The following is a 20,412-nucleotide window of genomic DNA, read 5'->3' as shown; positions in this document are numbered from 1 at the left end:
AAAAAAGGGGTGTCGCACATGCAAACGAAGTTATCGGCAGAAATAGTGAAGCAGGCAGCTGACCGCGTATATCACTACATGCTGGAGGATCATTCCGGCAGCTGGGGCATGGATATGAACCATTGGGACTGGGTGCCGGGAGTCGGCGTCATCGCGATGTTGTCCTATTATGAGCTTACGGGTGAAGCCGAGACGATGACGGAGTTAATAAAATGGTCACAAAATAATTTACACCTTGCGGAGAAGGTTAGGGTCATCAATGCGATGGCGCCATATACGGTTTTTCCAGCGCTATATGAGCATACGCATGACGCTGTTTATTTGGAGACGGCGGAGCGGATCGGGCAATGGATGCTGACGGAAGCGCCACGCACAAGAGAAGGAGCCTTCGAGCATACCGTTACGGAAAATGTGAAATTCCCGGAGCAGGTATGGGCGGATACTATTTTTATGGCGGTATTGTTATTGGCTAAGCTCGGCAGGCTCACTGGGGATGCTGCTTATGCGAATGAGGCCGTTCGACAGCTGGAGCTGCACTTAACGCTGCTTCAAGACGAGGATACGGGCGTGTTGTTTCATGGATGGAATTCTGGGGCACGTGACCATCTTTCGGCTGCCCGCTGGACGAGAGCCAATGCGTGGATTGCGGTAGCGATGCCAATGATCGTGCAGGAACTGGAAGGCTTGGCAGACGTGCCGAAGGAAACGCTCGAACGCTACCAATTGTTCATGCGCAGCCTTATTCGTTTTCAGCAGGAGGACGGCCTGTGGGCAACGGTGCTTGACCGGCCTGACTTTTACCCGGAGACGTCGGGCAGCGCCGGCATTGCTTGCGGCATCGTGAAAGCGGTGCGTCAAGGGCTGCTCGATGCGGCATGCTTGAATGCGGCTTATGCTGCGGCAGATGCTATTCTTCTCCAAATAAAGCCGAGCGGAGAAGTGAGGGGCGTGTCCGGCGGGACGCCGATCATGCCTACAATCGAGGCTTACAATGAGATCGGATGTTATCCAACGCTCTATGGACAGGGGCTTGTGCTTATGCTGCTGTCGGAGCTATCGGATATCTCAAGCTGAGTAGAAAGGACCGTGTGCTTCGCGATTATGCGAGCATCGGTCCTTTTTTTTTAATCGGAGCATTAGGTTTTTTCGATAAGCATCGATTTGAGCGGCACCATCGAATCTTCCGGTACATAATATTTGAATTTATTGTCGCTGATTTGCCCTAGCAGCTGGCGGCGGATCGGATCGGCATCCTTCAAGAGATGCTCGTCTGCTTGATGATAGTCAATCGGACGCATCCAGATTGGGCTGTAGCCGAGAAAGAGCTGCCTTCTTGTAAAGTCGGATTGATTGATCGAGCCGGCATGCCATAGATTTTGCGCAAAAATAAATACATCTCCCGGCTTCCCGCACACCTGAACCTCTCCGTCCAATTGCTGGCGCACATCTTTATGGTTCGGATTATAGGGCTGCTTGTGGCTGCCTGGTATAACCTTCGTATTGCCGCGGTTCGGCTGTGTCATATCGCTCAAAATGTAACAGACTTTAATATAATAAGTAGCTGTCAAGCCGGCAATAACGGGGAACTGCGGATGAGGGCCGTCTTGATGCCAATCGATAAAGCTGTGGGAGGCGGTTTTGATATCATTAGGATTAGGTTTTCTCACCGTTAGATGGGAGATGTGCAGCTGAATATTATGGCCAAGCAAATTAACGATTAAGGGCAGGATTTCATCGTGATCGATCAATGAGGCAATCTCGGGGTGCCGAGAGACGCTATTATAAATATTATGGGCAAGCGTGTCTTCCTCCTCTGCAAGGACTTCATCGATAGCTGCATTCAGGCTGGATACCTTCTCCTGTGAGAGTATATCGGGTAAAACCAAGTACCCTTGTTCATGAAATCGGCTCATTAATTCCGGAATATTCAGCGAAGCTGTGTGCATTAGCCTCTCCTCCTTCTTGTAATTAATTTAATTATATGTGAGAAGCTTTGGTTGTATAATGTAAGGAATGACCATATCTCTTGTAAATAATTTCGGCAAAGGAGTGACGGAAATGGACCAGCCCCGGTTCCCTGAGCCCGTACTGATTTATCATGTATTCGTGAAGGATGCTGCGCATTTCCAGAAGACGGAGGATACTTACGATCACTGGGCCTTATTCATAGTTGAAGAGGGAAGCTTCGAGTACAGAATGGGCAATGCGGGGAGCGAGAGAGCCGTAAAAGGGGAAATGGTGCTTTGCCCTCCTAATTTGACCTTTTATCGCAAAACGACCGGCTTGTCGTTTCACTTAATCGGCTTTCAGTGGCAGGATGCCGTTAGTGTGAGGGAGGGAGCGGATGGCGCTTTTCCTCCCGTTGGGAAACTGATCGTGTTGAATAACAAAAGATTGAATTCTACGCTTTCCCTATTTCGCGAAGCCCGTTATGTGAAGGATAGTCTAGCGCAGGATTACAAGAATCATTTGCTCAAAGACTTATGGTATGTCTATCAGATCGAAAGCTTTAATCGGAAGATAAATCATTTATATAGCGAGAATCCGGTCTTGCAGCGCGCGGTGCATAGGCTTCAGCAGCAAGCGGAAGCGGGCGTTTCTTTGAAATCGGTAGCGATCGAACTTGGCATAAGCCAAGTGCAATTGACTAGGCTGTTTAAACAAGAGTTTCAAATGACGCCGAGCGCGTATGCTGCCAATCTCAGAATGGATAAGGTCAAGCTGCTGCTCGTTAATTCGTCGCTAACGCTTGCCGCTATTGCGGAGCAGTGCGGGTTCACGGATGAGCACCATTTGAGCAAAAGCTTCAAGCAAATGTTCAGCATCAACCCTTCCACCTATCGGAAAACGTATACGGTTTAATGAAAGGCATAAGCACAAATATGTGCTTACTGCCCATTTTCGCCGCTCCCCTCTGCGGTGATTGCATTCGCGCTTTCATAGAGCCGACCTTTTTTCATGCCCACGATCAACATCCTCAGATTAATGCTTATATTAATTCTCCCCCTATTTCATAACAAATTCATGATTAACATGGAAAAGTGAACAAACTTCATGGTTTTTTGTAATGTAAGCGTATTCTTATAAGCGTTACTATGAGTAGGTAAATATTTCTTATACGCTCACAAGCCCATACTCCTGACTCTCAGAAATATTTGCCGCGCACATACAAGACGAGCAAATCTGACGGCACCTTTGGCGTGAATGAGCTGACCTCGCGGCAGGATATGGCGGTCATGGCGAACCAAGCAGCTGGGCTTGCTAATCTGAAGCTATCAGGAAGCAGCCGACATCGTTCGCCGATCAGTCAGACATTGCGGATTATGCTGCAAAGGCTGTGCAAGACATGCAGGCTGCGGGCATCCTAAACGGCAAGGCAGGCAACAAATTTGTTCCAAGCGGCTTAGCTACTAGAGCGGAAGCGGCTAAAGTCATTTATTCGATTTTGAGCAAAATAGAATAGGGTAAGCGATAAAATCCCCATAGCAAGTGAGCTCCTGCATGACAGAGAGCTCACGAAGCTATGGGGATTTTTTTTCGCGAATAAATTAGCTGGCTATATCTTGAATCCGCCAAGGCGACTGCGCAGACTCCCTTTTAAAAAAGAATGTGTAATAGCCGTTTTTCCTGGGCAGGTTCAACTGATGAATCGATACGGGCAGCTTTAGCTCAGTCGTTAAAGCCTCGCTTATATTGCTGTCATCTGGCGGTGCTTTGCCTTTTGCCTTCGGCGGTGTTTGCTCTCTGATCGAAACGAGCGTTTCCGTAAGCTGCATGAACGAAGCAAGCTTTTCCTTAGGCATTTTCTCGCCAAGCAGCAGGAGCATCTCATGATCCTGATGATACAGCATCTCGATAAAGCTTCTAGCCAGCACAAGCGGAGTGGAGGCGTCCAAATAAAGCTGTGCTTGACCGGCTGCCTTATGGACCATCATTTGATGGGCTGGGTCGGGACTATCGGACTTATGGGTGGAGCTGCCTTGAAAATGAATGCAGAAATGGCCAGAGAAGCCATTTTCCGGTATCCCATCCCCGCCATGCGGCATGCCGTTCATGGAGGCTGCGATCCAAGCATCGCTTGAGTGGATCAGCACCGCTTTTCTCTTCCAGCTCCACTTATCGTTATAAATCTGCTTCATAATGCGGGTATCTTCCTTCGTTAAGGGCTGCACGTCGGCGTGGTCGCTGCCAGCGCGCCGCTGCACTTGAAACGTTAACCCTGTCTCGAGCTCCGTTACGGAAAAAATACTTTTATTAGGCAGCAGCTGCCGTGATTCCTGCCATGAGATCAATCGTCCATAATGCTGTACCCGAAGCGCCTTGGCAAATCCGACAAGCTTCTTGGACACCTTTTGGGGCAAAATCGTTCGTTCAGCCGTTGCTTCGTTCCATAATTGGCCGGATTGCTCCAAGCGGAGATGCTTCTCTCCGCTGGTTGACAGCATCGTGAGGTCGATATCGGGAAAAACAATGGCGTCTGCGGCAGGCATTTGTTTCGCTTGAAGCAAAGCGTCGCTGAACTCGCGGCTTTCAATTTGAAGATCGCTGACCAGTGAAGCATGCGGGCTTGAGCGAACGGTAATCGTAAGCTTAACTTGCTGCAGCTTTTTAGCCGATGCTTTAGGTTTCTGAATCTTTCCTTCAGCTAATGCCAAATGCGGGTCTGGCTGTACAAGCAGCGTTATCATGAAAATTAACGTAAAAAGGACTATTTTTTTTCGTTTCACGCTCTCCACTCCGTCTAACGATTTTTGCTTATTTTCAACCATTCCTCCACGAATTATGTAGGCCAACGAATATGTATGGTTCCAGTCAAAATGATTCATACTAGCTTGGATACTAACCATACGGGGGGGTCATGGCAATGGGACTTCATTGGATTTTAGCTATATTCATGCTGTTTCAGCAAGGACAATATCCCGATCCTCTGGTCATTGAGCAGGAAGGAATGGCCATTGTAGAAATGAAGCGGACGCAGTACAGCCATCCTCTGCCAGGGGTGCCGCTAATTGATCAAGACAAGCTGAATCGATTTATGGACGATTTAGAGAAAAAAGTAGAAAAGCCGCCGATGAATGCGACTCTTGACGGAGCAGGACGAATACTGCCTGAGCAGGCAGGGAAAAAGCTAGACCGAAAGATTTTTACGGAGCAATTTTACAGCTTTATGTTTGAAGGGGGATTTTCGAAGCTGGAGGTTCCCATGCAACCGACTTATCCGAGAGTGGACAGCGAGCTTTTATCGGTGATAAAGGTCAAAAGAATTGGGCAATATGCTACATATTACAATTCCAACAATAAAAACCGGTCTCATAATGTAAGCTTAGCGGCAAAAGCCATCAACAATTATGTGGTGTTTCCTAATGAAAGCTTTTCGTTTAATGAGGTTGTCGGGAAAAGGACGAAGGAGAAAGGGTATTTGCGTGCTCCTGTTATCGTTAGGGGAGAAATGTCCGAGGACGTTGGCGGAGGCATTTGCCAAATATCGTCGACGCTATTCAATGCAGTGGACCGCGCCGGACTCAAAATTATTAAGCGTTACTCCCATAGCCGAAATGTAAAATATGTGCCGCCCGGGCGCGATGCGACCGTGAGCTGGTACGGACCGGACTTCGTGTTCCAAAATAAATACGATCAGCCGATTCTCATTCGAGCCTATGCGAGCGGCGGCCAAGCCAGCATCGTCATTTGTTCTTCTGAAGATATTAATGAGAAGAAAAGACAGGTTCCCAGCGCTTCGAAAAAGCTGCCTGAAGAAGTCAGGTCAGAGATGGATGCTAGCGGCACGAAGTAGCGAGTCGATAAATACGAATAAGTGAAGAAGAGCAAACCAGTTGTGGCTGGTTTGCTTTTTTGTTGTGATTTTAGAGCAATATTCAAAGCGAAGATGGTTGACCCTGCTAAGATGTTACGACAAAAAAACTAGGATATTAATGGTACCTATCATTGAAGGGTTGACACCATTGCGCATATTCGTGATGATGGAGATAGTAAGAAGCGGAAGGGGATGGCGGCGATGAAATTGATAGTGGAACAGTCGGCGGCACACTGGTATAAGTCGGAAATGGGATTAACGGATGGAGAATCGGTTCGTATCTATGTCCGCTTGGGAGGCTGTGGCAGCGTTCACCCAGGTCTTTCGCTTGGCGTCACGAAGGAAGAGCCGAGAAGCATTGGTTTAAGAGATGACGTAGCAGGCATTACTTATTATATAGAAGAAGATAATTTGTGGTATCTGGAAAATAAGTCGCTTCGGATCTCATTTGACGAGAAGTATGAAGAAATCAAAATGACTGTGGAATAATGACGCCAACGAGCCTTTAGAATCGCTTCTAAGGCTCGTTTGTCGTTTCTGGGACCATAAATAGTCGCAGTATCCTCTAAGAAAATTTCGGTTGCGTATCATTAACAGGAAATACTCCATCTAATTTTCCTCTAAGAAGCCTATTAGACCATTTAGCTGGAAAATCTCCCGTTAATCGGAGCACATTCAGCGAAATCGAGCTCATTTCAAGAAATTAACGGGAGAAATTCCTGTTACTTCTGATTTTCTTCCAAATTCTCGTAAATTAGCGGGAGTTTTTCCCGTTAATATTATTTCCAGCAAAAAGCATGAGCCGCAGCTTCAAACACCAGCGCCGGCGCTGCCGAAAGCGAGTTACATCAGGATATCAGCAATAATCTCCTCTCCGCCGCATATGCAGCCATAGTCCACTCTCCGCCTACACTCGGCATATTTCAATCGGGCATAGCTCGCATCTGCAAGTATGGCGGAGATAGTCCATATTTTTGATGACAATGGTGCCGCTAATGATATCGAGCACCTCTGCCTTGCGCATATCGCTTAGCATCCGGTTGACGCTCTCCCGCGTTGCGCCAATCATTTCCGCGAGGTCCATGTTCGTCGCTTTGTAGTTGATTGCAATGTGGCTGCTTTGTTGGATGCCATACGAATTACTCATGCGGATAAGCAGCGAGCAAAGGGCGCCAGGCTTGCCGTAAAGCAGCAAATCCCGAAACTTGGCCTGCGTCATGCGGTACATCGCCCCCATCCAGCGCATGAATTCGATCGCTAGATCCCCGTTTTTAAGCAGCAGCCGTTCCAGCTCAGCTTGCTCAATTACCCCAAACTCCGCATCCTCGATGACCTCCGCGCTAAATGCCTGTACCGATGGCTGAAACGGTGTAATATGCCCGAACATATCGCCTGTATGATGAAGGTAAAGCGTAATTTTGTTGCCTGTGTCCGTCGTTTTAGTGAGCTTAACCCGGCCTTTTTTGACAAAATACATATATTCGGCAGATTCGCCCTCTTGAAATAGATATCCGTGGACTTCTACTTTTTTGGTATGCATGATCCCTTTTAGCTTATTGAAATTTTCCTCTGAAAAAAACGCGGCAACCCCTGTATCCTGCTTAATATCCCTATCATTCGGAAGTGTATTTATGCTAACCGCCATATGTGCCAGCCCCTCTCGGCTTATCTCTTTCTTCAATTATAGATAAGGGATCGCGGCAGTCCTATCGGGGAAGCTCCCTATTTATGAGGCGCCTTTCGCGCAGAAACCCTGAGCGATAGTTCAGGGAGTTCCCCGACATACAAATGGAAAAGAATACCCTAAACTAAAGGTGTGGCAAGGGCAAGCGAAACGAGCCAAACTTCAGAGCTAACAACAAAACATTAGGAGGACTATCAGATGGAGCATGCTCCTTTGAGAAGGGTTGAGCAGCTTGCTTTGAAGAAGCAAAAAGTGTTTCTAACGAGCAAGCTGAGGTATATATTGCGAGCCATGCTGGCGAGTATGTTTATCGGGTTTGGCGTCATCGTAGCGTTCAAGACAGGCAGCTTCTTCTATGTCACGCATAGTCCGCTCACCTATCCGATGGCTGCCATCACGTTTGGGGCCGCGATCATTCTAATAGCCTACGGCGGAGGGGACCTGTTTACCGGCAACACCTTTTACTTCACCTTCACGGCACTCCGCGGCAAAATGAAATGGGCGAACGTAATCAAGCTATGGTGCACGAGCTACGCAGGCAATTTCCTGGGGGCAGTCGCCTTCGCCTTGCTGATCTGGGCAACGGGATTGTTTGAGGATGCATCGGTCAACGGATTTTTGCTTAGTGTCGTAGAGAAGAAGCTCCACGCACCGGTATGGGAATTGTTTTTCCGAGGGGTATTGTGTAACTGGCTCGTCTGCTTGGCCTTTTTTGTTCCGATGTCGCTGCGGGGAGACGGGCCAAAGCTGTTCGCGATGATGCTGTTCGTTTTCTGTTTCTTTATCTCAGGTTATGAACACAGCATTGCCAATCTTTGCACCTTCGCCATTGCGCTCGTTCTTAACCATCCGGGGACGATTTCACTCGGCGGCATGATTCATAACTTAGTGCCGGTGACGCTTGGCAATTTAATCGGCGGTTCAGTCCTCATGGGCTTCATGTATTATTTCGTAAATAAACCATTTGATGAGGTGGAATAACGATGAAAAAAACAAAAGTAGTAGTTATTGGAGTAGGGGCCGTAGGATCAACAACAGCATATACGCTGCTTCTTCGCAGCCGGATGGATGAGCTGGTGCTTATTGACGCCAATGCAGGCAAAGCAGTCGGAGACGCGCTCGATATGAATCATGGCATGCCGTTTCTCGGGCAGACAAAAGTATGGGCAGGCACTTACGAGGATTGCAAGGGTGCCGATATCGTCATCATTACGGCAGGGGCTGCCCAGAAGCCTGGCGAGCCAAGGCTTAACCTATTGAAGCGCAACATCGCCATTTATGAGAGCATCGTAACGGAAGTGTTGAAATACAATGATGACGGCATTCTGCTCATTGCGACAAACCCGGTAGATATTATGAGCTACTTCTGCTGGCAAAAATCCGGCTGGCCAACGCATCGCGTCATTGGCTCAGGCACATTGCTCGACAGCGCGCGCTTCCGCTATCTCATAGGCGAGCGGCTGCAGCTTGATCCGCGCAGCGTGCATGCCCATATTATTGGAGAGCATGGTGATTCCGAGCTGCCGGTTTGGAGCCTAGCCAACGTTGCAGGATCGTCGATTGCGCTTAGCGAGGAAGAGAAATCGGACATTTTTGCCCATACGAGAGATGCAGCCTATGAAATTATTGAAGCGAAGGGCGCGACTTATTACGCCATTGCGCTGGCATTGGATCGAATCGTAACAGCTATTTTGCGCAATGAATCGGCGGTGCTCAACGTGTCCACGCTCGTAGAAAACTATTACGGCTTATCAGATGTGTACATGGGCGTTCCATGCGTCGTCGATCGCCAAGGAGTGAGAGAAGTGCTTGATATCCCGATTACCGAAGAGGAAAAAGCTTTGCTCCACCGTTCCGCAAACAAGCTGAAGGAGCAAATAACAACGATTTCGGTATAACAAGCAGTTCAGGCATTGGAACTGAAAATAGGCTATCAATCCTGCTAAGAATGTGAAATGGATCACATATTTTACGCTAAACAAGGCTTATAGTGAAGATAGATCATAAAAAAAGGAGCTGATCCTCATGGTGATCAGATGGCTAAGCGAAAATAAATATGCAGCGGGTTTAATGCTTTTGCTTCGTGTATACTTGGGCTGGCAATGGCTGAGCGCGGGCTGGCATAAGCTTGGAGGCTTCGATGCGAGCGGATTTTTGAAGGGGGCAATCGGCAATCCGGTGATAGATAAGGCTACTAATGAATTAGTTTATCCGACGTTTACCGCGTTTCTTGAGCATGTTGCGCTGCCGAACGCCAAAATCATTAACGTACTCATTCCTTTAGGCGAATGTTTGGTCGGACTTGGACTTATACTAGGGGCGCTAACGACGGCCGCCGCATTTTTTGGACTCTTAATGAACTTCATGTTCATGTTCGCAGGCACCGTATCGACTAACCCATGGCTGATGCTGATCGGGATACTCGTATTCGCGGCAGGAGCGAACGCAGGAAAATTCGGCTGTGACTTCTTTGTGCTTCCGTATCTGCGCACGCTGATTCAAAAAATCAGAAACCGTAACGGTACCGTTCATTTAAGCAATAAGACATTCCCTCGTTAATAAGGCAGCCGAGAGTGAGCATTGTTCACTCTCGGCTTTTTGCTAGGAAGCCGAATAACGGAAAACTGGGGCCGGATGCGGCTAAACGAATGTTTGATTGACAGCGAACGTTTAGTTTGTTATTTTTAATTAAATATATTCTCATTGGTTTAGTCGGTATTAGGTGAGCGAGGGGTGTTTCCTATCAATATTGAAAATATCGAGGCATTCGTCTACGTCATCCATTGCGGGAGCTTTAATAAGGCTGCTGAAGCTTTGTATTTGTCCCAGCCTTCGGTAACGGCCCGGATCAAGTCGCTTGAGCAGGAGCTCGACTGCAAGCTGTTCGACCGGCAAGGCAAGCAGATCCAAATTACAGAGGATGGCAAACGGTTTTTGCCATACGCGCAGCAGCTGCTTCTTATTTATCAGAAGGGCAAGCACCATATCAACCAGAAGAAATCGCTGCCGAATGAGTTCCGAATCGGCTGTACCGTATCGGTTTCCAATTATATCATCCCGGATTTATTGCCGCGTTTAAAGCTAAAATTTCCGAATACTCATTATAAGCTGGTCACAGGCACTACGGATGAGATTATGAATAAAGTGCTCAGCAAGGAAGTGGATATCGGTTTTGTGCGCAATGTGAATCATCCGAGCCTGCAGTCCACTAAATTTTACGAGGACCCCATCCGGCTGTATGCCTATGACGGGCATCCTTTTTTATCGACGGCTAAGCTGACGATTGAGGCCATTGCGGAGCAGCCGCTCGTATTTTTTGAATGCGGCTCCTTAGACTGGCTTCGCATCCATCGCATCTTCGAACATCTGGAATCGCCGCCCAATATTCAAATCCATACGGATAACTCTGAAATGGCCAAAAAGCTCGTCATTCAGAAGGCGGGTATCTGCTTTCTCCCCGACTTGTGCGCCAAGCAAGAATTAGAAGACGGGAAGCTTTACCCGATCCGTGTTCCCGAGACGGAAGGCATCTCATTGCAGACCAATCTGATTTCGCAGCACGGCGAGCATCTTGAATTGCTGGATGCCATTGCGGACATCGGCAAACAATTGGCTGAAGCAAAGCTGAGCTTATCGGCAATTTGAAAGCTGTTATAGAAAAGCTCTATTATCAAAAAGCGTGTTTGTCATGATACATTTATATTGTCAGTAAAGCCGATTGGAATAATGTAGTTAAGCCTATTCGTCCGCTGCTCCTTCTGAAGCAGCGGTTTTTTTATTGGAATGGGATCGATCGGACAAATCAATTTACTTATAGAAGATCTCTATAAGGAAGAGGATTGACGAAGGCAGCAATCAGGTGGTAAAGTATGTTCAACGCTAATCCTTACTTAACAGGTAGGAATTATAAGAATTTAAAACTTAACGACTTTGGGGGAGAAAAAAATGAAAAAACGTTTTATTCTATCGATCGCACTTATCCTTACGCTAACGATTGCAGGCTGCGGCAGCAAAGAAAATAATGCCGGAAATAAATCAGAACCAGCAAGCGGAGAAGCTTCCGAGAAAGTGACTAAGATCGTTGTAGGCACAGGAACACAATTCCCTCAAGTTTGCTTTATTGACGAGAACGGCAAGTTGACGGGCTTTGACGTAGAGCTTGTAAGAGAAATTGACAAGCGCCTTCCTGAATACGAATTTGATATCCAAACGCTTGAATTCACGAACCTGCTTCTAAGCTTGGAAACGAAAAAAATCGATCTGGTCGCTCACGAAATGGAGAAGAACCCAGAACGCGAACAGAAGTATTTGTTCAGCACTGAGCCATATGCGCACTGGAGAAACAAAATCGTTGTAGCGAAGGATAATAATTCCGTTCAAACGTTGGATGATCTTAAAGGCAAAAAAGTGTTGACGACGGCTACGAGCGCCCAATCGACAATCCTTGAGAACTATAACAAAGAAAACAACAATGCGATTAAGATCGTTTACCAAAACGGCGGCGCGAACGACGAAGTAGCGCAAGTAGCATCAGGTCGTGTCGATGCATTCCTTGCGGCTGACTTTACCCTATCGCTTGTCGATACGAAGAAAGAGCTGAAAACAGTAGGTCCAGCACTTAGCGAAGCGGATATCCTGTTCATGTTCCGCAAAGATGATCCTGAGCAGAAGAAGCTTGCTGATGCGGTTGACGGAGCAGTCAAAGAGCTGAAAGCAGACGGTACGTTAGGTAAACTAAGCGCAGAATGGCTGGGCAACGACTTTACTTCCGAAGAAAAATAAGCGCGAGTGAAAGGTGAGATCACTAGATGGGAGAACCATTTGATATTAGTTATGTGTTCGAGTATCTAGTAAAGCTGCTACCTACCTTGAAAATCACTCTACTCATTGTAGTGAGTTCCATCGTACTTGGGCTGGGCGTCGGGTTTATCGTCGCCCTTCCCCAGCTTTATAAGATTCCGGTCTTAAGACGATTTTCGCAAATTTACCTTTCCTTTTTTAGAGGAACTCCGATATTGATTCAGCTTTTTTTGTTTTATTACGGCCTTCCTGAGGTTTTAAAAGCCTTTAACTTGGACGTAGCTAAAGTGCCGGCAATCTATTTTGTCATCCTGACATATGCTTTGCACAGCGGAGCATACATGGCGGAAATGATCCGCGCTGCTGTAGGCGCTGTAGACCGCGGGCAGGTTGAAGCGGCCTATGCGGTTGGCATGACAGGCTTTCAAGCTTTCACAAGAATTGTGCTCCCGCAAGCCATGGCGATTTCGATTCCTGTACTCTCCAATTTGGTCATTGCCAATTTGAAGGATACTTCGCTCGCCTTCTCGCTAGGCATTATGGAAATGACGGGCAAGTCGCAGACGCTCGCCATCATGTCCAGACATTTTGTCGAAACGTACATCTCACTGGCTATTATCTACTTCATTATCAGCTTTGGGCTGGAGAAGCTGTTCCATCTTCTAGAGCGCAAATTGTTGAAGCACGAGCACCGTTTGGCGTCAGAGGATAAGGAGCCCAGCTTGAAAAAAAAGAAAACGAAGTGGCTGGAAATAAAGCCGGGCTTTAGCAGAGGAGGCAGGGAAAATGAAGCTTGATTTTGCATTCATATGGACGGCATTTGTTCAGCTGCTATCCGCAGTGCCGACAGCTTTGGCGATTACGGCCGTTTCTATTTTTTGCGGTCTTATCATTGGAACATCCATCGCCATCATAAGACTGTATAAAGTTCCTGTCCTTTACCCTATCGCTGCATCCTATGTGACGTTTATACGCGGAACGCCTATGTTAACCCATTTATTGCTTATCTATTTCGGATTGCCGATTATTGTTGACGGCATTGCTGAAGCGCTTGGCTTATCGTTCCGGTCGATCTCCATTCCCATGATCGGATTCGCTTATATTTCATTCTCCATTACGGCTGGCGCTTATTTGTCAGAAGTCGTAAGATCAGGCCTGCTTGCCGTTAATCGCGGACAAATCGAGGCAGCCTACTCCATTGGGATGACGAGTTCCCAGGCGATGCGCAGAATTATTTTGCCGCAAGCCTTTGCCGCAAGCTTGCCTAACCTATCGAACTCGATCATAGGCATGCTGCATGGGACGACGCTGGCATTTACAGTATCGGTCGTGGACATTAATGCAAAAGCACAAATCGTTGCAACGACGAATTGGAAGTTCTTTGAGGCATATCTTGCTGCAGCCCTAATTTTCTGGGGATTAACGTTTATTATTGAGCGGCTGACCGCGTTAGCCGAGAAGCGCTTTAACCTTTACAACCGAGGCGGTGTTTCATGATTAAGCTGACACAGATTAGGAAGAGCTTTGGTCGCAATGAGGTTTTGAAAGGGATTGACCTTACCGTTAAGAAAGGCGAGGTTGTTGCGATACTTGGACCAAGCGGTTCCGGTAAAACAACGCTTCTGCGCTGCATCAACTACATGGAGAAGCCAAACGACGGCCAAATCTCCATCGACGATTTTAACGTAAATTGCAAGCGTCCAGACAAAAAAGACATCCATACCCTTCGTCAGAAGACGGCTATGGTTTTTCAACAATATAATTTGTTCAAGCATAAAACGGCCGTGGAAAATGTAATGGAAGGGCTCGTTATCGTAAAGAAGCTTTCCAAGGACGAAGCTCGCAAAAAAAGCGTGGAGCTGCTTGAGAAGGTTGGGCTTGGCAACAAGCTGGATGCCTATCCGAGCGAGCTTTCCGGCGGACAGCAGCAGCGCGTTGGCATCGCTCGCGCGCTAGCGCTAAATCCGGAGGTCATCTTGTTCGATGAGCCAACCTCGGCGCTTGATCCGGAGCTCGTTGGCGAGGTGCTTGGCGTCATTCGCAAAATCGCGAAGGAAGGCATTACGATGATTATCGTAACGCATGAAATGAGCTTTGCGCAGGACGTTGCGAGCCACGTTGTGTTTATGGATGGCGGCGTCATCGTTGAAGAGGGCAATCCAAGCAAGATTTTTAACGATCCAAAGGAAGAAAGAACGAAACAATTTTTGAAACGGATCACACCTGAAGGTGTCTATTCCATCTAACTAATAGAGGAGCGAATCAATATGTCACTAAAATTTGGCATTCTGGATCAAAGTATTATTTTCCCCGGGCAAACCGCTGCAGAAGCGCTAGGCAATACCGTCAAGCTGGCGCAGCTGGCTGAATCGCTTGGTTTCGAGCGCTTCTGGGTATCGGAGCATCATGATTCCCCAGGCATGGCCGGATCCTCGCCAGAGGTGCTTATTGCTTATTTGCTGGCTCAAACAACATCGATCCGTATCGGTTCAGGCGGCGTTATGCTGCAGCATTACAGCCCTTATAAAGTAGCGGAAAACTTTAATGTGCTTGCTTCCTTGGCGCCGGGTCGCGTTGAGCTCGGCATCGGCCGTGCGCCAGGCGGACTGCCTCGTTCGACTAAGGCTTTGCAGAAGGGCATAGCGGAAGCCGCGACTTTAGCAGAGAAGCTGACGGAGCTGGAGCATCTGCTCCATGCCAAAGCTGGCGAAGAGCATCCGCTGGCAGGTCTTGAAGCAAGCCCGCTGCCAACGCAGCCTGCTGACATCTATTTGCTCGGCACAAGCGTTTCGAGCGCGGAGCTGGCTGCGGAGAAAGGGTATCCGTATGCCTTTGCCCTATTTATTAACAATGATCCCGAGACGGCCCGCAAAGCGATTGATACGTACCGAAGCAACTTTAATCGTTCGCTTGGCGCAGAGCCGAAGACGATTCTTGCCTTGTCAGTCATTGCTTCGGATTCGGAAGAGGAAGCAAATGAGCTGGCCGGACATTTCAAAAACGTTAGAGTTACGCTCGCAAGCGGCAAGACGGTTAACGTAGGCTCGTTGGAGCAGGCGAAGGAATTCGCTAGGCAAGCCGGCGAGGAATTTACAGCTGAAGAAAGGGAAGCGGATATTACGAGAGGCACAAAGGAAACGGTTCGCAAGCGGCTGCTCGAAATTCAAGAGCAATACGGCGTCGACGAATTTGTGTTTACGACGATTATCCCTGATTTCGCCAAACGGATACGCTCCTTTGAGCTATTGAAAGAAGCGTTTGAAGGGGAATTGGTATGAGCGATTTCTCGGCAGAATCGATTGAACGGCAATTAGTCGCAATCAGGCGGCAGCTGCATGAGCATCCGGAGCTATCCCATGAGGAATACGAGACGACGGCTGCCATTCGCGGCTGGCTGACGGAGGCAGGCATCCGAATTGTTGATTATGGACTCAAAACCGGCGTTATCGCAGAGGTTGGCGGCCAAAATGGCGGCCCGACCGTTGCGGTTCGAGCGGACATAGACGCGCTTCCGATACAGGAGGAGACGGGACTCCCGTTCGCTTCCAAAATAGCAGGCAAAATGCATGCCTGCGGCCATGATTTCCATACCGCTTCTATTCTTGGCACAGCGTTCTTATTGAAGGAGCGGGAGCAGGAGCTGCAAGGGACCGTGCGGTTTCTGTTCCAGCCCGCCGAAGAGAAAGCGAAGGGCGCAGGGCAGCTCATCGCAAGCGGCGCGCTGAAAGGCGTGGATGCGGTGTTCGGCATGCACAACAAACCGGATTTGCCGGTTGGTACGATTGGCATTAAGGGCGGCCCTATCATGGCGGCGGCAGACGGTTTTGCCGTTGAAGTGGAAGGAAGAGGCAGCCATGCGGCGGTGCCTGAGGCTGGCCTTGATCCGATCGTCACCTCGGCTCACATCATTACGGCGCTGCAATCGATCGTAAGCCGCAACGTAAGCGCGCTGGATAGTGCGGTCGTTAGTGTGACGAGGCTGAATGCGGGAACGGCTTGGAATATTATTTCCGATAAGGCGGTATTCGACGGCACGCTGCGAACATTCGACGAGCATGTCCGCAAGACGGTTCGCGAACGGTTCGAGCAGGTCGTAAACGGGGTAGCCGCAGCCTTTGCCACGAAGGCGCAAGTGAAATGGATTGAAGGGCCGCCGGCTGTCGTGAATGATCAGAAATGGGCAGATCAAGCAACTGTAACGGCAGAGGCTCTTGGATTTACAGTCGTAAGTCCGACGCCATCCCCGGCAGGCGAGGACTTTGCCTTTTATTTGAAAGAAACGGAGGGGCTGTTCGTGTTTCTTGGAACGGCCGGCCCGCAGGAATGGCATCATCCGGCATTTGATTTGGATGAGAAGGCACTGCCGATCGCGGCATCGTTTTTTGCCAAACTAGCTTCAGACGCTTTGCGCAAGCTGGCGGATGAGCGCTTGCCGGGAGGACGACAACATTCCGAAATCGTATGATGTCATCGTTGTAGGAGCAGGCTCAATGGGCATGAGCGCCGGCTATGAACTGGCATCACGCGGAGCGAAGACGCTGCTCATAGATGCTTTTGACCCGCCGCATAACATGGGAAGCCATCATGGGGAGCCACGGCTGATCAGGCATGCTTATCATGGCGGCGGCACGTACGTGAAGATGGCGCTTCGCGCAGATGAACGGTGGCTGGCATTAGAGAAAGCAACCGGGCTAAAGCTGCTGGAGCGCTCCGGCGTGCTGAACATGGCGGAAACGAGCTATTACAATTACGAAGACAGGCTTGACGATGCTGCCGCGAATGGCGTTCAAGTTGAATTGCTGCGCGCGGCTGAGATTAACCGCCGCTTCCCGGGCATTCAGCTCGCAGATTCCTTTCAAGGGATGTACGAGCCGAATGCAGGCTACTTATATAGTGAGCAATGTGTAGCTGCCTACAAGCAGCAAGCTCTTGCAGCTGGCGCGGAGCTGCTGGCGAACAGCTTCGTAACGCATATCGAGGCTAGTCCCTCCAACGTTGCTGTTCATACAAAAGAGGCAGCGTATACGGCACCGCAAATCATTATTACCGTCGGCGCTTGGTTCAAAATGTTATCGGATCATGTGAGCCTGCCGATCCGTGCGGTTCGCAAGGTGGTCGGCTGGTTTGAAACGAGCTCGGCAAATTTTGATGCAGGTGTTTTTCCTGGTTTTACATGGGGCGGTGCGGCTGGCGGCTATTACGGCTTTCCGAGCATCGGAGGCGCTGGCATTAAGATCGGCCGCCATGATACGGGAGTAGAATGGTCGCCGGGCGAGCCGCTTGCGCCGTTTGGCGCTTACCCGGAAGACGAGGAAGATCTTCGCCGCGCGCTGGATGCCTTTGTGCCAGGCGCAGCGGGCAAGCTGCTGCAAAGCGCAGTATGCAAATATGAGTTTACGCCTGACGAGGACTTCATTATCGATGCGCATCCTGAGCATGCCAATGTGCTGCTCGCGGGAGGGTTCTCCGGCCATGGCTTTAAGTTCGCTAGCGTCGTTGGCGAGATTTTGGCGGATAAATTGGAAAAGAAGGATACGGGTTATGATCTTGGCTTATTCGAGATTAGCCGTTTCTCTAACAAATAAAATGATCATTTTTGCTATTCATAAGGAGGAGCTTACATGAGCCAGTCAACTGTCGATGTTCAACCCTATTTGCAGGCGTATGATCAAATTGAGGAAGAAATTAAAGGATTGTCGGAGGAACAGCTGAAATGGAAGGCCGCGCCGGCATCATGGAGCGTAACGGAGGTGCTTGCCCACCTTGTTGACCACAGCATCATCGTATCCTTCCGCATCCGCGAGATATTGTCAGGCTCAGAAGCTAGATTGCCAGCCTTCAACCAAGATGCATGGGTATCCGGCCAGAAGGCAAACGAGGGAGATGCGCAGGAGATCCTCACTGCAGCGCGCGCGTTTGTCCAATATAACAGCCTGCTGTTTAATCGGTTGACGGAGGAAGAATGGAATAAGACCGGCATTAACTTTAAAGGCGAGCCCGTATCGATAGCAGCTATCGTGCCTGCGTTTGTAAAACATGTGCAAGGCCATTTAGCGCAAATTCGCCGGATCAAGCAGGGAGAAACAGAAGCTCAAGGCACTAGCTGCACGATTTAATGCTGCAAGGATTTGCTATTATTTTTTGTGGAGAGCGGGTGGAGGGGCATGTCAGCTAAAGCGGTAATCATTCGTAGTGCCGAGCTATCCGATCAGGAGGCGATCCGGGAAGTGCTGCTTGATGCTTACGGGCAATATGAGCATGAGCTGCCGGAGCCGCGCTGGTTCGAGTATAAGGAAAGCATACTGGCATCCGTTGAAGGAGCGGCTACCAAGGAGCGTTTAGTAGCCGTGCTGGATGGCGAGGTTGTTGGAAGCGTGTTTCTATTTGATTCCTCAGAAGCAGCCTATGGGCGGCCTGAACTTAATATTCAATCCCCGATTATTCGGCTGCTTGCCGTGTCGAAGAATGCCCGCGGCTACGGCGTCGCAACGGAGCTTATACGCGCCAGCGCGCAGCTTGCGCGGAACTGGGGCGCAGAGACGCTGCATCTCCATACCTCCGACATGATGGATTCCGCCGTAAGATTGTATGAGCGGCTTGGGTTTGAGCGAGCGTACGACAAAGATATTATGAATGGGGAAACGCTCGTTAAGAGCTACTGGCTTCAACTGAAGGAAGCGGCTTTGCTGCAAGCGCAATAGAGGGATAAGGCTTCTTGCAATAAGACGACAATTACGGAATAGTTCAAATACAATCATAAGTGATACGGGAGGCTGTTTAAAATGGCGAATCGCAAACAAATTAAGTTTGGCGCATTGATTCATGGTGTTGGAGGCAACGTGTCGGCTTGGCGTCATCCTGAGGTTCCGGCTGACGCGAGCGTGAACTTTCAATTTTATAAGCAGCAGGCACAGACGGCAGAAGCGGGCAAATTCGATCTCGTTTTTATCGCAGACGGCTTATATATCAACGAGAAGTCGATCCCGCATTTCTTAAACCGTTTTGAGCCGCTTACGATATTGTCGGCGCTTGCGGCTGCTACGTCGAAGATCGGTCTAGTTGGCACGCTTTCGAGCTCATACAGCGAGCCATTTACGGTAGCTAGACAGTTCGGCTCGCTAGATCATATCAGCGGCGGCCGCGCAGGCTGGAATGTAGTTACTTCACCGCTTGAGGGCTCCGCGAGCAACTTTAGCAAAACCGATCACCCGACGCATGACGAGCGTTACAAAATAGCAGAAGAGTACTTGGAAGTGACGCGCGGCCTATGGGATTCATGGGAAGACGATGCTTTCGTAAGAGATAAAGAGTCCGGCGTGTTTTTTGATCCGTCTAAGCTGCACCGTCTGGATCATAAAGGGGAGTATTTCTCCGTTCAAGGTCCGCTTAACATCGCCCGCTCGAAGCAAGGGCACCCGGTTATTTTCCAAGCGGGCTCATCCGAGAGCGGCAAGAAGCTGGCGGGCAAAGCAGCGGATGCGGTGTTTACCGGACATGAGAACATCGAGGAGGCAAAGGCCTTTTATAAGGATGTTAAAGACCGTACAGTAGCGGAAGGACGTTCGGTGGATGATATCGTTATTCTTCCAGGCATCGGTCCAATTATTGGACGCACCGAAGAGGAAGCGGAGCGCAAGTATCAAGAGCTGGCTGAACTAGTCACAATCGAGAACGCTTTGAATTATTTGGGACGTTTCTTCGAACATCACGATTTCTCGCAATACCCGCTAGATGAACAGTTCCCTGACCTTGGCGATTTGGGACAAAACAGCTTCCGCAGCGGCACCGACAAAATCAAGAAGGCGGCGAAGGAGCAAAAGCTGACGCTTCGTCAGGTAGCGCTGCAATCGGCTACGCCGCGCGGACAATTTGTGGGCACGCCGGAGAAGGTTGCCGATCTCATTCAGCAGTGGCATGAGGAAGGCGCAGCGGATGGATTCATTATTCATTCCTCCATTCCGAGCGGCTTGAACGACTTTGTTGAACTCGTCGTTCCGATTCTTCAGGAGCGCGGCATTTATCGTACGGAATATGAATCGGATACGCTTCGCGGCAACCTAGGCTTGCAGGTGCCGGTTAATCGTTATACCAAAGAAAAAGTGAACAGCTAACG

23 protein-coding genes are annotated in these 20,412 nt (G+C 49.1%); 20 read left to right on the top strand and 3 right to left on the bottom strand.

The window, feature by feature from the left end; genetic code table 11:
* Positions 1 to 18 precede the first annotated feature (18 nt).
* On the top strand, positions 19 to 1,074 hold the full coding sequence (locus ADU23_RS02875) for a glycoside hydrolase family 88/105 protein (RefSeq protein WP_053372366.1): 1,056 nt from the start codon (positions 19 to 21) through the stop codon (positions 1,072 to 1,074).
* 62 nt (positions 1,075 to 1,136) lie between these two features.
* On the opposite strand, the gene ADU23_RS02870 is transcribed toward ADU23_RS02875, so the two are convergent.
* Positions 1,137 to 1,946, bottom strand: a complete 810-nt coding sequence (locus ADU23_RS02870; protein WP_053372365.1) for a phytanoyl-CoA dioxygenase family protein — start codon at positions 1,944 to 1,946, stop codon at positions 1,137 to 1,139.
* Positions 1,947 to 2,058: 112 nt separating this feature from the next.
* On the opposite strand from ADU23_RS02870, the gene ADU23_RS02865 reads away from it, so the two are divergent.
* From ADU23_RS02865 to ADU23_RS34155, 3 genes are all read left to right on the top strand, one after another.
* Positions 2,059 to 2,862, top strand: coding sequence for a helix-turn-helix domain-containing protein (locus tag ADU23_RS02865; protein ID WP_053372364.1), 804 nt, complete (start codon positions 2,059 to 2,061; stop codon positions 2,860 to 2,862).
* Positions 2,863 to 3,200: 338 nt separating this feature from the next.
* The gene (locus ADU23_RS33420) at positions 3,201 to 3,368 is read left to right on the top strand and encodes a hypothetical protein (protein WP_231637297.1); all 168 of its coding nucleotides are present in this window, start codon (positions 3,201 to 3,203) and stop codon (positions 3,366 to 3,368) included.
* The gene (locus ADU23_RS34155; protein WP_442950601.1) at positions 3,347 to 3,463 is read left to right on the top strand and encodes an S-layer homology domain-containing protein; all 117 of its coding nucleotides are present in this window, start codon (positions 3,347 to 3,349) and stop codon (positions 3,461 to 3,463) included. The genes ADU23_RS33420 and ADU23_RS34155 overlap by 22 nt, the downstream gene beginning before the upstream one ends.
* A gap of 85 nt (positions 3,464 to 3,548) precedes the next feature.
* Here ADU23_RS34155 and ADU23_RS02860 read toward each other — a convergent pair whose 3' ends face one another.
* Positions 3,549 to 4,727 carry a hypothetical protein gene (locus ADU23_RS02860; protein ID WP_157265565.1) on the bottom strand — a complete coding sequence of 393 codons (1,179 nt, stop codon included), beginning with the start codon at positions 4,725 to 4,727 and terminating at the stop codon, positions 3,549 to 3,551.
* Positions 4,728 to 4,864: 137 nt separating this feature from the next.
* Between ADU23_RS02860 and ADU23_RS02855 the strand changes: the two genes are divergently transcribed.
* A complete protein-coding gene (locus tag ADU23_RS02855; RefSeq protein WP_053372362.1) occupies positions 4,865 to 5,794 on the top strand; it encodes a VanW family protein in 930 nt (309 codons plus the stop codon).
* A 222-nt stretch (positions 5,795 to 6,016) separates the two neighbouring features.
* Entirely contained in the window at positions 6,017 to 6,304 is a 288-nt protein-coding gene (locus tag ADU23_RS02850; RefSeq protein ID WP_053377434.1) for a HesB/YadR/YfhF family protein, read from the top strand.
* A 418-nt stretch (positions 6,305 to 6,722) separates the two neighbouring features.
* On the opposite strand, the gene ADU23_RS02845 is transcribed toward ADU23_RS02850, so the two are convergent.
* The gene (locus tag ADU23_RS02845) at positions 6,723 to 7,460 is read right to left on the bottom strand and encodes a Crp/Fnr family transcriptional regulator (protein WP_053372361.1); all 738 of its coding nucleotides are present in this window, start codon (positions 7,458 to 7,460) and stop codon (positions 6,723 to 6,725) included.
* Between the two features lie 237 nt (positions 7,461 to 7,697).
* Between ADU23_RS02845 and ADU23_RS02840 the strand changes: the two genes are divergently transcribed.
* The 14 genes from ADU23_RS02840 (at position 7,698) to ADU23_RS02775 (ending at position 20,410) form a co-directional block, all read left to right on the top strand.
* Positions 7,698 to 8,480 carry a formate/nitrite transporter family protein gene (locus tag ADU23_RS02840; RefSeq protein ID WP_053372360.1) on the top strand — a complete coding sequence of 261 codons (783 nt, stop codon included), beginning with the start codon at positions 7,698 to 7,700 and terminating at the stop codon, positions 8,478 to 8,480.
* A gap of 2 nt (positions 8,481 to 8,482) precedes the next feature.
* Positions 8,483 to 9,397, top strand: coding sequence for an L-lactate dehydrogenase (locus ADU23_RS02835; protein WP_053372359.1), 915 nt, complete (start codon positions 8,483 to 8,485; stop codon positions 9,395 to 9,397).
* A gap of 127 nt (positions 9,398 to 9,524) precedes the next feature.
* Entirely contained in the window at positions 9,525 to 10,058 is a 534-nt protein-coding gene (locus tag ADU23_RS02830; RefSeq protein ID WP_053372358.1) for a DoxX family protein, read from the top strand.
* Between the two features lie 183 nt (positions 10,059 to 10,241).
* Complete coding sequence (locus ADU23_RS02825) at positions 10,242 to 11,144, top strand: LysR family transcriptional regulator (RefSeq protein ID WP_053377433.1); 903 nt, start codon at positions 10,242 to 10,244, stop codon at positions 11,142 to 11,144.
* 300 nt (positions 11,145 to 11,444) lie between these two features.
* On the top strand, positions 11,445 to 12,281 hold the full coding sequence (locus ADU23_RS02820) for a transporter substrate-binding domain-containing protein (protein WP_053372357.1): 837 nt from the start codon (positions 11,445 to 11,447) through the stop codon (positions 12,279 to 12,281).
* A 26-nt stretch (positions 12,282 to 12,307) separates the two neighbouring features.
* Positions 12,308 to 13,096 carry an amino acid ABC transporter permease gene (locus ADU23_RS02815; RefSeq protein ID WP_053372356.1) on the top strand — a complete coding sequence of 263 codons (789 nt, stop codon included), beginning with the start codon at positions 12,308 to 12,310 and terminating at the stop codon, positions 13,094 to 13,096.
* Positions 13,086 to 13,796 (top strand): amino acid ABC transporter permease, encoded by a 711-nt coding sequence (locus ADU23_RS02810; RefSeq protein ID WP_053372355.1) that lies wholly within the window; start codon positions 13,086 to 13,088, stop codon positions 13,794 to 13,796. Before ADU23_RS02815 ends, ADU23_RS02810 begins: the two co-directional genes overlap by 11 nt.
* Positions 13,793 to 14,545 carry an amino acid ABC transporter ATP-binding protein gene (locus ADU23_RS02805; protein ID WP_053372354.1) on the top strand — a complete coding sequence of 251 codons (753 nt, stop codon included), beginning with the start codon at positions 13,793 to 13,795 and terminating at the stop codon, positions 14,543 to 14,545. Before ADU23_RS02810 ends, ADU23_RS02805 begins: the two co-directional genes overlap by 4 nt.
* Positions 14,546 to 14,566: 21 nt before the next feature.
* Positions 14,567 to 15,577, top strand: coding sequence for an LLM class flavin-dependent oxidoreductase (locus ADU23_RS02800; RefSeq protein WP_053372353.1), 1,011 nt, complete (start codon positions 14,567 to 14,569; stop codon positions 15,575 to 15,577).
* Positions 15,574 to 16,764, top strand: a complete 1,191-nt coding sequence (locus ADU23_RS02795; protein ID WP_053372352.1) for an amidohydrolase — start codon at positions 15,574 to 15,576, stop codon at positions 16,762 to 16,764. Before ADU23_RS02800 ends, ADU23_RS02795 begins: the two co-directional genes overlap by 4 nt.
* Entirely contained in the window at positions 16,721 to 17,884 is a 1,164-nt protein-coding gene (gene solA / locus ADU23_RS02790) for an N-methyl-L-tryptophan oxidase (protein WP_053372351.1), read from the top strand. Before ADU23_RS02795 ends, solA begins: the two co-directional genes overlap by 44 nt.
* 36 nt (positions 17,885 to 17,920) lie before the next feature.
* Complete coding sequence (locus ADU23_RS02785; protein WP_053372350.1) at positions 17,921 to 18,415, top strand: DinB family protein; 495 nt, start codon at positions 17,921 to 17,923, stop codon at positions 18,413 to 18,415.
* Between the two features lie 48 nt (positions 18,416 to 18,463).
* Entirely contained in the window at positions 18,464 to 19,000 is a 537-nt protein-coding gene (locus ADU23_RS02780; protein ID WP_053372349.1) for a GNAT family N-acetyltransferase, read from the top strand.
* An 81-nt stretch (positions 19,001 to 19,081) separates the two neighbouring features.
* A complete protein-coding gene (locus tag ADU23_RS02775) occupies positions 19,082 to 20,410 on the top strand; it encodes an LLM class flavin-dependent oxidoreductase (RefSeq protein ID WP_053372348.1) in 1,329 nt (442 codons plus the stop codon).
* Positions 20,411 to 20,412: the final 2 nt, after the last annotated feature.

This window comes from Paenibacillus sp. FJAT-27812 (genome assembly GCF_001273905.1).
Taxonomy (GTDB): domain Bacteria; phylum Bacillota; class Bacilli; order Paenibacillales; family Paenibacillaceae; genus Pristimantibacillus.
Note: the sequence above shows the minus strand (reverse complement) of the source record. Positions and strands in the feature narration are given on the sequence as shown.